The sequence below is a fragment of the Pedobacter frigoris genome (assembly GCF_032678645.1).
GTDB classification, from domain to species: domain Bacteria; phylum Bacteroidota; class Bacteroidia; order Sphingobacteriales; family Sphingobacteriaceae; genus Pedobacter; species Pedobacter frigoris_A.
In genome coordinates this window covers 175,883-190,017 of sequence record NZ_JAVTSP010000007.1, presented here as the reverse complement: position 1 = coordinate 190,017, position 14,135 = coordinate 175,883, and the positions used below count along the sequence as shown (strand labels likewise).

The window sequence follows — 14,135 nt, the reverse complement described above, 5'->3', positions numbered from 1 at the left end:
TAGATTATTCTTTCAATTCAAATTCCTGAATTCATTAGGTGTATACCCTACACGGTTTTTAAATAATCGGCTAAAATGTTGCGGGTACTTAAAACCCAACTCAAATGCGATTTCATTAATGGTTCTGTTGCCATCAAAGATCTTATTTTTTGCAATTTCAATGATCTTATTCTGAATATACTCCTGCGCAGATTTTCCGGTTTCTTTTTTCACCAGGTCACCAAAATAATTTGCTGATAAATGGATTTCATCCGCAAAGTAACCGACAGAAGGCAGACCTATAGTATATGGCTTTTCAGATGCAAAATAGCTATTCAGCAATTCTTCAAACTTTTGCAGTACTCCTTTATTGACGCTCTCTCTGGTGATGAACTGCCGGTCATAAAACCTTTCACAATAGTTCAGAAACAGCTCAATATTGGAGGCGATTAACCTTTTGCTATGCTTATCGACCGACTGGCTCAATTCATATTCAATTTTAGCAAAGCAGTCGAAGACAATTTTCCGCTCTTTTTCCGATAAATGCAATGCTTCACTGGTGTTATAACTAAAAAAGCTATACTCATCCAGGGTTTTAGCCAGCGGTGTACCGACTATAAGATCCGGATGAAAAACGAGTCCATGTCCCATAGGCTGATAAAAGTCTATTTTGTTCTCTACGTCGATAACCTGTCCGGGAGAAACAAACACCAATGTCCCTTTGTCATAGTCGTAATAGTTACAGCCATACTTTAAATCGCCACAATGCACCTCTTTCAGAAAAATGCAATAAAGTCCGAAAGTCATCCGTGAACCTGTCCTTTCCTTCGCTTTTGAAAAATCAATTATACTCACCAGCGGATGTAAAGTTTCATGATTGTTAAACTCATTGTACTGGCTTACAGTATCAAAATTATAGGCCTTTTCCATAGCTGTTACTTTTTGTTAACACAATAATAACCATTCTGCTATAAGAATAATTGCAAGCTTGGTCAAATCAGTAATATTGGTAGCAATATCCGTAATCGGTATACCAATTTGCACCATGACAACGCTGAACTTGCTCTTTTAAAGCTTAACCGCTACTATTTGGAATTCAAATCACCTTTGGTAAAAATACTTCTGGTGGAATACCTAAAAATATTCTCAAAGCTCTGGCCATTTTTAGAGTAACTTCTCTTTTTCCAGATAACACTAAATAAACATGACTTTTAGATCCAATAATGGTTTCCAGATCCTTCGCCTTTAGTCCCCGTTCTTCCATTTTTAACTTAATTACATCGATCGGGTCCAGTGCAGGAAGAATAATATGTTTGTCCTCATAATCTTTTACTAACACCAACAGTAATTCCAGCTCTTCAAATTCTCTTGTGCCCGGTTCAGCATGAAAAATTTGAATTGTCCTGTCAAGAGTTTGTTTGTATTCTTCTTCAGTTTTTAACACTTTGTAATGTTTCATACTTCAATGTGTTTTATTTCAGCAGCATTAATTTTATCGTATTCTTCATATTTTCCTTCATTATCATATTATTAAACTCATTATCGTTTGCGAAGCTATGTACTTTTCTTGTGAAAACGATACAGAAACAAAGATAAATATCTATTTAAATATCTGTATATCAGTATTTTGAATCAGAATTCAGCAAATGATAATTTTGTGTGGTTTTTTTAGAATTCCGATCAATTTTCTCACATCTCATTCAATAAAATCATCACTTAACCTTTCCCAATCAGTAATATTGGTAGTAATATCCGTAATCGATATACCAATTTGCACCATGACAACGCTGAACTTTGTACTATTAGAATTGTTGTACAGGTAATTATCAAATTCAGTTAAGGATGAAAACAAGAATATTAGGAGACAGCGGATTGGAAGTATCAGCCCTTGGATTAGGTTGTATGGGACTAAGTTTTGGATACGGTCCGGCAACAGAAAAACAGGAAGCCATAAAATTAATAAGAACTGCATTTGATTCAGGTGTCACTTTTTTTGACACCGCTGAATGTTACGGTCCCTTTACCAATGAAGAATTGTTAGGTGAAGCACTCGCACGTATTCGGGAAAAAGTAGTTATCGCTACCAAATTCGGCTTTGAAGACGGTGATTCCAAAAAAGGGCTGGACAGCAGTCCTGCAAGAATCAGATCGGTTGCAGACGCTTCCCTGAAAAGACTTAAAACTGACTACATTGATTTATTTTACCAGCACCGTGTTGATCCCAACATACCTATTGAAGACGTTGCGGGGACTATTCAGGATTTAATAACAGAAGGCAAAATCAGACACTGGGGTCTATCGGAAGCAGGTGTAGAAACCATTCGCAGGGCACATGCGGTGCAGCCGCTTGCTGCATTACAAAGTGAATATTCTTTATTCTTCCGTGAAACAGAAAAGGAAATCATACCGCTATTAGAAGAACTGGGAATAGGCTTCGTACCGTTCAGTCCTCTAGGGAAAGGCTTTCTAACAGGAGCTATGGACGAAACCACAAAATTTGATTCTACAGACTTCAGAAACATTGTACCTCGCTTCTCGGAAGAAAATAGAAAAGCAAACCAGGTCCTGGTAGATTTATTGAAAGGTATAGCTACACAGAAAGAAGCTTCACCTGCACAAATCGCATTAGCATGGCTGTTGGCTCAAAAGCCATGGATTGTACCCATCCCGGGAACGACCAAATTACATCGTCTTCAAGAAAATGTCGAAGCCGCAGCCATTTCACTATCTGCTGAAGATGTAGCGCAAATCAATGATGCTGCATCAAAAATATCCATACGGGGAGCAAGATATCCCGAGGCTTTACAAAACAGAGTAGGAAAATAAAAATCATTTGAGATGAACAGGAACACGAGATACATTACCGCATTAACAGTAGCCTTGACTATTTCAATATCACTGAACGCCCAAAACAAAATGAAACCATTAGTTATTATCGAACAGGGCAGCTTTGCTGTAGGAGGAACTAAAGCTACGGAGCAAGGTAGCTTTAAGCTGGATAGTGCTTTGAAACCGCAGGGACAGACCTTCCACGGCGATCATGCTTATGCATTTTATCAAATTCCGGCTAAAGCCAGCAAGTACCCTCTGGTATTCCTGCATGGCGCTGGCCAGTCCAAAAAAACATGGGAAACAACCCCTGATGGCAGGGAAGGATTTCAAAATATTTTTCTTCGCAGAAAATTTCCTGTCTACCTAATCGACCAGCCAAGACGTGGTGCCGCCGGGAAAAGTTCGGTTGCAGCAGAAATAAAACCAACTGCCGACGAGCAGTTCTGGTTTACCCAATTCCGCATAGGTAACTATCCAGAGTATTTTCCGGGTGTACAGTTCCCTAAAGACGCGGCTTCATTAGAGCAGTTTTACAGGCAAATGACCCCAAACACTGGTGCCTTTGACGCAAATGTGATCTCTGACGCCATCTCTCAATTGTTTAACAAAATTGGTGAAGGAGTCCTGATTACACATTCTCAGGGCGGTGGCCCCGGTTGGTCTACAGCCATAAAAAACAACAAAGTTAAAGCCATTGTAGCTTACGAACCTTATAGCGGTTTCGTTTTTCCTCCCGGTGAGTTGCCTCAGCCTATAAAATCAACCGGTCTTTTCGGCGAACTAAAGGGTGCAGAAATCCCCTTAGCAGATTTCATGAAGCTGACCAAAATACCCATTGTTGTTTATTACGGAGACAATATAGCAGATAAGCCAACAAACGTTTGGAATATGGATCACTGGCGTTCCGGATTGGAAATGGCGAAGATCTGGACAGCCACGATCAACAAACAAGGAGGTGATGCAACGGTAATTCACTTGCCGGAAGTTGGTATCAAAGGCAATACTCATTTCCCATTTTCTGACCTCAATAACATCCAGGTAGCTGACCAGCTCTCGAAATGGTTAAAGGAAAAAGGACTGGATCGGTAATATTGGTAGCAATACCCGTAATCCATCTACTATAAAGTCCTTTTGTTCTCCTGAACTTTGTTAAACTAAATAAGGAACACATGAAAAGATCAGCAAGATATGGCATACTGGTAGTTGCAATTTTATTACTTACTGTCGTTACCAATCGGGCAGTTGCACAACAAAAAAGTGTTATGAGAGAAACATTGACTCCAAAAGAACAAAGTATGATCTCTATCGCAGCTGTGGCTGCTAAAGGTGATCTGGCCAGACTTAAAAACGAGATAAACACTGGCCTCGAGGCTGGCTTAACCATCAACCAAATCAAGGAAACTATCGTTCATTTATATGCCTACGCCGGTTTCCCACGCAGTCTTAGGGGATTACAGACCTTAATGTCCGTTATAGATGAACGCAAAGCCAGAGGTATCACCGATCAGAAAGGCCGGGAAGCCTCCCCTGTTAACGATCAACGCAGCAAATACGAAAGAGGTAAGGCCATATTGGCAAAATTAACCGGTGTACCGGAAACCGGAACAAAAACAGGATATGCCGCATTTGCTCCGGAAATAGAGGTATTTCTAAAAGAACACCTGTTTGCCGATATTTTTGAGCGGGATGTACTCACCTATGCTGAAAGAGAATTGGTAACGGTCTCCGTGCTGAGCAGTATAGGAGGTGTAGAACCTATGCTGAAGTCACATTTGACCATCTGCCTGAATATAGGACTATCTCCTGCTCAACTGCAACAGTTTGTAGGCGTCATAAAATCAGTTATCGGTAAAAGAGAAGCAAAATCAGCACAGTCCGTGCTGGATGAAGTAATAAAAAATAAGTAAACTTTTAAATATTAAAGAGATGAAGAAGCTAACGTCAATAATTGCATTAGCAATGACCATAGCAGCTACCGATGAGGTAAATGCACAATCTGCTCAAAAAACAAAACAACAAAATCCTTATACACTGGTATACGATGGCGCAATTACCAAAAATGAAGAAGGAAAAGTAAATATTCATCCGGTGAAATATAAACTGAACGGTATTGAGATCGCTGCTAATGTTTATACACCGGCAAATTACGATGCCACCAAAAAATACCCTGCAGTAGCAGTTGCTCATCCCAATGGAGGTATTAAAGAACAGACCGCCGGATTATACGCGCAACGCCTGGCAGAGGCTGGCTACATCACCATTGCTGCCGATGCGGCCTACCAGGGTGCAAGCGGAGGAATGCCACGTCATACGGATAAACCTTTCTTCCGTGTAGAAGACATTCATGGCATGGCCGACTTTATCACCAGGTATCCAGGTGTCGATGCCAACCGCTTAGCTGCCTTAGGTATCTGCGGTGGCGGAGGCTATACATTAAAAGCGGCGCAATCAGACAAACGCTTTAAAGCTGTAGCTACTTTGAGCATGTTCAATTCAGGCGAGGTTAGACGTAATGGCTTTCAGAATTCACAGTTGGCCACCATACAGGAACGTTTAAAACAGGCTTCGGATGCCCGCGACCGTGAAGCCGCAGGTACTGAAGTGAAGTTTTCAGGTGTGGCAAGCATCACAGATGAAGAAATTGCTAAAACTTCAACTGACCTGTACCGTGAAGGATACGAGTACTATTACAGAACGCATGCACATCCAAATTCAACCTTTTTATACACAACCAGCAGTCTGATGGAACTGATGACCTGGGATGCTACCGATCAGATTGAATTGATCGACCAACCTTTACTAATGATAGCAGGAAGCAAAGCCGATACAAAATACATGACAGATGAGGCGTTCCCGAAAGCAATCAATGCAAAAAGTAAAGAGCTGTTCCTGATCGAAGGTGCAACACACATTCAAACTTACTACAAGCCTGAATACGTAGCTCAAGCCGTTAATAAATTGCTTGAATTTTACAAGGCAAACCTCTAAAATAACGAATAATGAAGAATCTTAAATATATCCTGCCCATTGCAATTGCCCTCTTTACGGCCTGCAGCAACAATCAAAAAATGGAAGATCCAAAACAACAAAACGAACTTGTTTTTCCGCAAGGTAAAAAAATCACAAATGACAATTTTACGGGAACTGCCTATCTCCAAATGCTGATGGATGCAGACAGTCTCAATTCCATCTCGGTTGGAAATGTAACTTTTGAACCGGGAGCAAGGAGCAAATGGCATACGCATCCGGCCGGACAAATATTATTGGTAACCGATGGTGTTGGTTACTATCAGGAGAAAGGACAGCCTAAGAAAATACTCCGCAAGGGTGATGCGATAAAATGTCCGCCAGATGTTCCTCATTGGCATGGAGCCAGCGCTGACACTGCTTTTGTACAGCTGGCGATAACCGGAAGGGAAAAAGGGGAAACGGTATGGCTGGAAGCAGTAACTGACGAGGAATACCATAAATAGTCGCATTTACCCCCTTAACTTGTCGTTCTTGCACGTTTGAACCCATGTAGCATTAATGTACCTTTGAGTACAATCAAAACCGAAAGACAATATGGCAACTCAAATTTTTGTTAACCTACCCATTAAAGACCTCAACAGATCTGTAGAATTTTTCACTAAACTTGGTTATACTTTCAACCCGAAATTTACCAACGAGAAAGCGACCTGCATGATCATCAGCGATACCATTTACATCATGCTGCTGACTGAACCTTTCTTTCAGACCTTTACTAAAAAAGAAATTGTTGATGCGCACAAGGCAGTAGAATGCTCTATTTGCTTATCTGCCGACAGCAAAGATGCCGTTAACGAAATGGTAGAGAAAGCACAAGCAGCAGGTGCCACGGTACCTAATCCGGCCACCGATTACGGCTTTATGTATCAGCATAGCTTTGAGGATCTGGATGGCCACCATTGGGAATTTGCCTGGATGGATCCTAGCGGCATGCCTGAACAGCAGTAGTAAACACACATCTTAAATTTAAGGAGAAAAAATTATGGCAAATAATAAATTACTGCGAATGGACAATGTCGGCATCGTTGTAGAATCCCTCGATGAGGCTATCGCTTTTTTCACAGAGATAGGTCTGAAGCTGGAAGGCAGGGCCACCATTGAGGGTGAATGGGCCGGTCGTGTCACCGGACTGGGCAATCAGCATGTAGAGATTGCCATGATGATCACCCCCGACGGCCACAGTCGTCTGGAACTTTCTCGTTTTATCACCCCGGCTGTGATCGAAGACCACAGGACTGCTCCTGTGAATGCCCTTGGGTATCTGCGCGTGATGTTCACCGTTGAAAATGTTGACGAAATGGTATCACGGCTCATCAATCATGGCGCCCGGCTCGTTGGCGAAATGGTTCAGTATGAGAACTCGTACCGGCTCTGCTACATCCGTGCAAAAGACGGACTACTAATCGGTTTGGCAGAACAACTCAACAAATCTGTCTGATTCACAGAAACCCAGTAAATAAAAGGAGATTGATCTTTTTGATACTTTCAATCTCCTTAAATACCATACCAATGGAAGATCAATGTTTCTGTTTCTCCACGCCTCCCCAATTCTATATGCAAATAAATAGAATAAATTTGTCACGCTATGGAGATCCACAGCAGTATAAACAAATAAATCATGGATAACAAACTAACAGAAAACAGCATCCTGGAACAGGAAAACAAACTTTACCGCGCAATCAAAGATGGCAATATCACCGCGCTTGACCAGATGTTACATGATGACCTTTTGTTCATTATCCCAAGCGGGGAAACAATAACCAAACAGATCGATCTGGATACTTACCGCAATGGAGCATTGAAGGTTCACGAACTTCTTCCCCAAGTTGAACACCTGACCATTATTGATGATATAGCTGTCATCACATTGACAATCAAATTGAACGGAAAGTTTAATGACGTACCGTTTGAAGCTAACTTTCGCTATATCAGATTTTGGAAAAAATTCAGTGATGGGATCAAAGTAGTAGGCGGAAGCGGAATAGCCATTTCTTAATCCGTCACATTACACCCATTACCTTATACACATTCGTATAGTTAAATTTAGGAGCTACATCTACGGAAATGACCAGCTTATCTTTCATCTGCTCAAACTCCGTTTTTTCGGTCCCCCCAAGCAGCTTAACTGCAGTTATTTTTTTAGTATTCTGGCCAGACTCCCAGCCCAATGCCGGTATTTCAATTTTGCCTTTTACCGGATTAAGTACAAAAACGTATAGCGCGTTTCCTTTGGTAGTAAAACGAACTTCATTATGAGCATAAGCAGGGCTGGCAATGGTACGTTCATTAAAATCATGGCTTTTCTGCTTTTTATTCGCTTCCAGATCGGCTTCACTGATATTTTTCTTTTCAGGCCCTCCGTTTAAGTTATCACCATAAATTTTCCACGGCTTGCTTGCGTGGATCGCTTCACTGTTGGTATTGATCCACCTGCCAATTGTATCCAATATCAGTTTATGGTCGGTCGGAATAGTCCCATCAGGTAAAAGCTCCACATTCAGCAATAAGTTTCCGTTCTTGCTGATCATATCTGTCAATGATTCTATTATCGTTCTGGAATTATGTCGGATAGGCCGTTCATTTTTATAAAACCAGCTACCGAATGTCAATGTACCCTGCCATGGATACGGTAAAATTTCAGCTGCGCCTCCCCGCTCAATATCTTTTACGGTAGATGGTTCATTGCTAAACTTACCTGCAACTACGGCCGTAACTTTTCCTTGTTTTTGCAAACTTTTATTGAAGTAATAAGTGCAGACTTCTTTTCCATAATCGCCATACGGAAAACCATAGCCGTCAAACCACAGCATATCGACATCATATTTGCTAACCAGCTCTTCGGTTCGTCTTACATAATTCTCCTTTACACTTTTTATCCATTCCGGGGTACGTTTTTCAGGAGGCAAACCATACAGATCCGCCGGATCAAGGCCTTCCCACCACTTACCTTTACCATCGGCCTTGGTCATCCATCCATCGTATTTCACTCCTTTTTTAGCACCAGAAGTATCAGCGCCAAATGCAGATTTCCACCATTCAAGATATCTGTCATCATGGGAACTTACTCCGAAAGGAATTTCATACTTTACCGCCGACTTTTTGAACATGCCAATCAGATCTTTTCTGGGCCCGACGTTTACTGAATTCCAGGGTTGGTAGGTAGAGGCAAAATTATCGAAATGATGATGGTGGTTTGCCAGTGCTACAAAATATTTTGCACCTATGCTTTTAAAATAACGGAGCAGGTCATCAGTATTGAGTTTATCTGCTTTCCATTCATGTATCACATCCTTAAAGCCTTTTTCTGAGGGGTGGCCATAAGTTTCCAGGTGATAAGGATAAGCATTTGCACCCCAGGTTTCTTTGCCTACATTTTGCATATACATGTGCTTCGCATACCAGCCGCCTCCCTTTTCAGGCTGGGTTTGGGCACCCCAGTGTACCCAAATACCAAAGCGCGCCTCAGTATACCACTTGGGAAACTGATAATCTTTGCGCAGCTCTTCCCAGGTTAAACTCTTTTGTTGGGCAGCTGCATTGTTTGTAACAAAAAATAATATCGCAACAACGAATAATCGGTTAAAGTTCATAAGTTATCAAACGTTAGCTAATTTAATTTTCAATAAAGTCAAGTTCTGCTATGGCTACGGTCTTGCCATTGCCTGCAATTTCTTTGGGAACTAAACGAATAAACCGGCTATAGATTGGCGCCTTAAAGTAATGAATTCTCCTAACCGGATCATTTATCAAATTGCCAAACTCAAAACCCTCGGTATCAGCCCAGGTATTTCCATCTGTACTCGTTTGTATGATCCCCTTTTGTATCATTCCATCGCTGTTTTCTTTTGGTGGGGTATAAGCAAATCCTTTTAATTTTATTTGCTTACCAAGATCCAGGGCAATGGGATCTATCATTCCTTCTTTGGATTGCCAGTAAGTACGATCATTTTCATCAAATGCCCTGATGGTGCTATTGCGACTTTGCTTTTCACTGCTCCCTTCCAAAACCTTCCAGTTGCTTTTTAGCATTCCAAACACATTTGTATTTACTGACCCTTTGATGTTTTTGGAATAACTCAGGGCCTTAACTTCGCCACTGTTCATTAAAAAAGGTTTAGTATACTTCAAACTGGAATTGGTGGGTTCAGTTCCATCAGTAGTATAATAAATCTCGACATCGGTATTCAGGTTTTGCGCTGCGTGTTCTCCATGTGGTTTCCAATTGAACTCTTGTTCAAAGGGAGTAAGTTTAACCAGTCCATCGGGATCTCTGGAGAACTGGATTTGCGGTGGCCTGCTGGTATAATAATGTGCAGTGATATTGCTGATTGCAGGTATCGCGCGTGATTTTAGTATACGTACCCTAAATTTGCTTGAGGTAATTTCCGGAAAACGCAGGATTCTTTTATACCCAATGTTTGTCGCTCTTGCAATCTCTTTCCATTGATTGTCTATCCAGGCATCCAAAGCATGTTGTTCTACACGTTCACCATGTGTTGCTATCGCTTCCTGTAAGACCAAACGGTTGATCGTAACGGCAGAAGCTGTTGACAGCAAAATTTGCTGGTTATTTAGAACATATGTGCTGGTGCTTTGATCTAAAACTTCTTTTGGACCCGACGCCCTGCTGAAAAGATTTTTACCATAAGTGTCTTTTATTCTCTTGCCTACTTCATTCAGTACCTGTACATCTGTTGGCGAAAATTTTCCGTCTCGGTTAGGCGGAATGTTCAATAAAAATGTAGAGTTGCCACCTGTTGAACGTTCATAAATGTCAAATACATCGTCTGCACTTCTTACTTTCTGTTTATTGTCGTCTCTGTAGAACCAGCCTTCCCTGATGGAAGTATTGGTTTCTGCCTGTTGATAGTGCAGGAATTTCGCCTTATATAAATCTTCCCTGTCTCCCAATAACTCGCGGGTCATATCGGGAAAATTGGTCGCTTCATTTGGATTTTCACTATAGGGAATCACATTCCATTCTGTATCTCTGGTTTTACCGGCCTCATTACCACACCAGCGGATGTCTTCTCTGCCGAAAATAACAGCCTTTGGTGCTAATGTATGGATCAGTTTTTTCCATGCAGCATAATTGTATTTCTGACCGCCCTTAGTTTTAGGGTGCGCTCCATCAAACCAAACTTCATCAACCTGACCATATTCTGTCAAAAGCTCAAATAACTGATTCAAAAAATATTCGTTATAATCATCAATCTCAAATTCAAATTTTGTTTTATTAATGAAAGGCCTCCCCGAAACCTGACGTGGGACCGTACGCTTATTAACTTTACTCAAATTGCCGTATAAACCTGTAGGACTTTCAATCTGAAATAAGTCTGCCGGAGACAAGTAAATGCCTAGCTTCAAACCGTACTTTTTGCAGGATGCGGATAGTTCTTTTAAAATGTCCCCCTTCCCGTTCTGGAAACCTGTTGACATGATACCATGCTTGGTATACCGGCTCTGCCAAAGTACGAAGCCATCATGGTGTTTTACAGTAATGATCACCATCTTCATTCCCGCAGATTTCATTGCCTGGCACCACTGGTCGGTATGCAATTCTTTTAAATCAAAAATTTTAGGATCTTCTTTTCCATTACCCCACTCCATCCTCGTAAACGTATTTGGTCCAATATGGATAAAGGCGATGAATTCATTTTTTAATGCTTCATGTTGATTTTTTGTGGGCACAACATGTGCTGCCTTATTCACAATCATTTCCCGGGTATCTCCTGCAAAAACCGGAATCGTATTGCTGGTCTTCAGCAGAGGAATTTTATTCTGGGCTACCGCACCGAAGGTTGCCAGTGTAAATAATAGGATACTTAATTTTTTCATTGTGTGTGTGTGGTTAATAAAAACACAGCAAACTTAAGTAGCTCGCTGTGTTCTAAGATGCGTAATTAAAATCGTTTATTTAAGGTAAAATGGAAATGGATATCGTCCAGTCCCTAACGGTTCCATCTGATGAAAACAGCCTGTAAACGTAAGGGCCCTTCGAGAAGTCCCTGATATAACCAGGCGTCGGGGCACCATTCTGAGCCTCAACTCTGACTGCCTGATTGGTAATTTGTATCGCAACCTTAGTGAGGTCAGTCCCTTTATTTACGATGACATCTGCTTTTTTATTTGTATTGTCAATCGTCACCTTATTAATCACTCCAACCGTTTGCGCACCGGTTACAATCTCATCATAATTAAGTTGGTTACTTACTTCATTATAGCGGACAATATTTATTCCGGTAATTACCGCTCTGTCGCCATACCTGGCATCATCTCGTTCTATACGTGGTTTTGTACAGGAGTAAAACACCAGTATCAGACCTACTAAACTTATTGATTTTATCATTCTATTTTTCATGATCATATACTTAAGCTTTTTATAATTAATTCCATCCGGGATTTTGTGTCAATGTAGTACCCTTTACTTTATACAGCTGTATCTGACTAAGCGGCACAAAAGTCAGATAATCCCTATCTCTGTTGATAAAAAATCCTTGCCCCGCTGTTTGAAACTGGGGAGATTTAAAATAAGGGTTTATCCTGCCGTCGGGAAAGGCTGAAACATTACCTGTAGATCCTGTATTTCTCAAAAGTGGGAAACTCAGACCTGCTACGTTAAACCCATCTGCTGTTAGTTTAGCCGGATCGTTATAATAATCCAGGAACTCCTGCAACTGTGCTCCTTTTGGCTTATAACCGTTGATTACCTTCTCAAAAATCGCCCAGCGTCTGATATCTCCTGAACGGAAACCTTCCAGTGCCAGTTCTACTCCGCGCTCTCTTCTGATTTCATTTACAATCCTGGATTCTGTTAGATCAAAGCCATTCTCTTCTTTATAAATTGATATCGGAAAACCGTTGACAGCACTCAGGGTCATATTGGCCATCCCTACTCTGCCTCTCAATACATTTACCGTTTTATCCAGATCAGCCTGTGTTATGGTTCCCAGTATAGCTTTTGCCTCAGCTAAAGCAAGCAAACCTTCTTCGTACCTGATCAGTATATCATCTGTTTCTCCTTTGTTAAACTCAGATGCTTCCAAAACTGCGCCCTTAAATGTTCTGTATCCTGTGGAGGTAAATCCTCCGCCGGTAGATAAAATCGGAGCCACAATCGGATAGCGTAGATTCGCGTTTAATTCCCGGCCTTTTAACTTACCTAACGGGCCGCGGTCTGGAGTCCATATCGTTTGTCTGAATCTTGGATCCAGATTTTGGGAAAGGGTATTTAAGGTAGTGTAGGGATCGCTGATATTTTGTGGACTACCATCTTTGTTTAAATAAATGTCTACCAGATGATCGGTAATCGATGGGCCGAAATCGGTGATTTTAGAAAAGAAATTATGGCTGACATTCAATTTCACACCGTCATAAACACGGTATAAAAATACTCCGTCTACGGATGACGCATCTTTTTGTGCGAACAGCTGGTTATAGGGCTCATCACCTGTTTTGAATATTCTTGTACCCTGACGGCTGATCAGTTCGTTCATTGCAGGCTCTATCATTTCCAGGAATTCTCTTCCATCTTTACCTGCCACCGCGAACTGTGTGCTTCTTCTACTGTGGTAATATTCCCAGGTGCCCTCAAACAAGGCCACACGGGCTTTCAGCACAATCGCTGCCTCTTTGTTTACTCTTCCTGCAACAGCCTCACCCGTTCCTTTCCAGTATAGCTTTTGGATGGCAAGGTCCAAATCTTTAAGGATCTGTTTGGCTACTTCATTTCTCGACGAACGGGGAACATACATTTTTTCTACATCCGCTTCCGTCAATGGCTCAAGGATAATCGGCACATCTCCAAAACTATTCAGTAACGCAAAATAATCCATGGCCCTGAAAAAATATCCCTCACCGATATAATGATCCGCATTGGGTGTTTTTTCTGCTTTTTCAAGAGCATATTTCAGAAAATAGTTATCCTGTCTGATACGTGTATATCCTGTACTCCAGGTGCCATTTTCCGTCCCGGCAGTACCCGTAGCACCTACCTGGTTTAAACCACCAGTAATATCTGCCGAAAAGATCATGAAATCAGATCCGTTATCCAGCAGTGCATTACTATTACCTGTACCTGCTGTATACTGATAAACAGGAAGCCTGTTATTGTACATACTGTTCACATAGGTTCGCAAATCTGCAGCGGTATTGAAAAATGTCGAGGAAGTCAACGCATCCAGCGGCTGTTTATCCAGTTTCTTGCAGGATGTAATGAATATCGTTGTGAGCAGGAAAACATACATTCCCTTTCTCCATATCTTATTAAAAATTGTTTTCATCTTGATTTTCAGGTT

At 41.3% G+C, this 14,135-nt stretch carries 14 protein-coding genes; 8 read left to right on the top strand and 6 right to left on the bottom strand.

From position 1 onward, the window contains the following. Window positions 1-12: 12 nt before the first annotated feature. Together R2Q78_RS19520 and R2Q78_RS19515 are read right to left on the bottom strand one after the other, a co-directional pair. Window positions 13-909 (bottom strand): helix-turn-helix transcriptional regulator, encoded by an 897-nt coding sequence (locus R2Q78_RS19520; RefSeq protein WP_316794234.1) that lies wholly within the window; start codon window positions 907-909, stop codon window positions 13-15. A 166-nt stretch (window positions 910-1,075) separates the two neighbouring features. Next, window positions 1,076-1,438, bottom strand: coding sequence for a type II toxin-antitoxin system HigA family antitoxin (locus tag R2Q78_RS19515; RefSeq protein ID WP_316794233.1), 363 nt, complete (start codon window positions 1,436-1,438; stop codon window positions 1,076-1,078). A gap of 383 nt (window positions 1,439-1,821) precedes the next feature. Between R2Q78_RS19515 and R2Q78_RS19510 the strand changes: the two genes are divergently transcribed. The 8 genes from R2Q78_RS19510 (at window position 1,822) to R2Q78_RS19475 (ending at window position 7,834) form a co-directional block, all read left to right on the top strand. After that, window positions 1,822-2,805, top strand: coding sequence for an aldo/keto reductase (locus R2Q78_RS19510; protein ID WP_316794232.1), 984 nt, complete (start codon window positions 1,822-1,824; stop codon window positions 2,803-2,805). 12 nt (window positions 2,806-2,817) lie between these two features. Beyond that, on the top strand, window positions 2,818-3,900 hold the full coding sequence (locus R2Q78_RS19505; protein WP_316794231.1) for an alpha/beta fold hydrolase: 1,083 nt from the start codon (window positions 2,818-2,820) through the stop codon (window positions 3,898-3,900). An 80-nt stretch (window positions 3,901-3,980) separates the two neighbouring features. Continuing rightward, complete coding sequence (locus R2Q78_RS19500) at window positions 3,981-4,718, top strand: carboxymuconolactone decarboxylase family protein (RefSeq protein ID WP_316794230.1); 738 nt, start codon at window positions 3,981-3,983, stop codon at window positions 4,716-4,718. Window positions 4,719-4,737: 19 nt separating this feature from the next. Further along, complete coding sequence (locus R2Q78_RS19495; protein WP_316794229.1) at window positions 4,738-5,799, top strand: alpha/beta hydrolase; 1,062 nt, start codon at window positions 4,738-4,740, stop codon at window positions 5,797-5,799. Between the two features lie 11 nt (window positions 5,800-5,810). After that, entirely contained in the window at window positions 5,811-6,284 is a 474-nt protein-coding gene (locus tag R2Q78_RS19490; protein WP_316794228.1) for a cupin domain-containing protein, read from the top strand. Window positions 6,285-6,375: 91 nt separating this feature from the next. After that, window positions 6,376-6,786 carry a VOC family protein gene (locus R2Q78_RS19485; RefSeq protein ID WP_316794227.1) on the top strand — a complete coding sequence of 137 codons (411 nt, stop codon included), beginning with the start codon at window positions 6,376-6,378 and terminating at the stop codon, window positions 6,784-6,786. Between the two features lie 34 nt (window positions 6,787-6,820). Beyond that, window positions 6,821-7,276, top strand: coding sequence for a VOC family protein (locus tag R2Q78_RS19480; protein WP_316794226.1), 456 nt, complete (start codon window positions 6,821-6,823; stop codon window positions 7,274-7,276). Window positions 7,277-7,456: 180 nt separating this feature from the next. After that, window positions 7,457-7,834, top strand: a complete 378-nt coding sequence (locus tag R2Q78_RS19475) for a nuclear transport factor 2 family protein (RefSeq protein ID WP_316794225.1) — start codon at window positions 7,457-7,459, stop codon at window positions 7,832-7,834. 4 nt (window positions 7,835-7,838) lie between these two features. Here R2Q78_RS19475 and R2Q78_RS19470 read toward each other — a convergent pair whose 3' ends face one another. The 4 genes from R2Q78_RS19470 to R2Q78_RS19455 form a co-directional block, all read right to left on the bottom strand. Further along, entirely contained in the window at window positions 7,839-9,428 is a 1,590-nt protein-coding gene (locus R2Q78_RS19470; protein WP_316794224.1) for an alpha-L-fucosidase, read from the bottom strand. A gap of 22 nt (window positions 9,429-9,450) precedes the next feature. Further along, complete coding sequence (locus tag R2Q78_RS19465; RefSeq protein ID WP_316794223.1) at window positions 9,451-11,676, bottom strand: alpha-L-fucosidase; 2,226 nt, start codon at window positions 11,674-11,676, stop codon at window positions 9,451-9,453. Window positions 11,677-11,755: 79 nt separating this feature from the next. After that, the gene (locus R2Q78_RS19460; RefSeq protein ID WP_316794222.1) at window positions 11,756-12,199 is read right to left on the bottom strand and encodes a DUF5018-related domain-containing protein; all 444 of its coding nucleotides are present in this window, start codon (window positions 12,197-12,199) and stop codon (window positions 11,756-11,758) included. Window positions 12,200-12,224: 25 nt separating this feature from the next. Further along, window positions 12,225-14,120: a RagB/SusD family nutrient uptake outer membrane protein gene (locus tag R2Q78_RS19455; protein ID WP_316794221.1), complete on the bottom strand. Its 1,896-nt coding sequence runs from the start codon at window positions 14,118-14,120 to the stop codon at window positions 12,225-12,227. Window positions 14,121-14,135 lie beyond the last annotated feature (15 nt).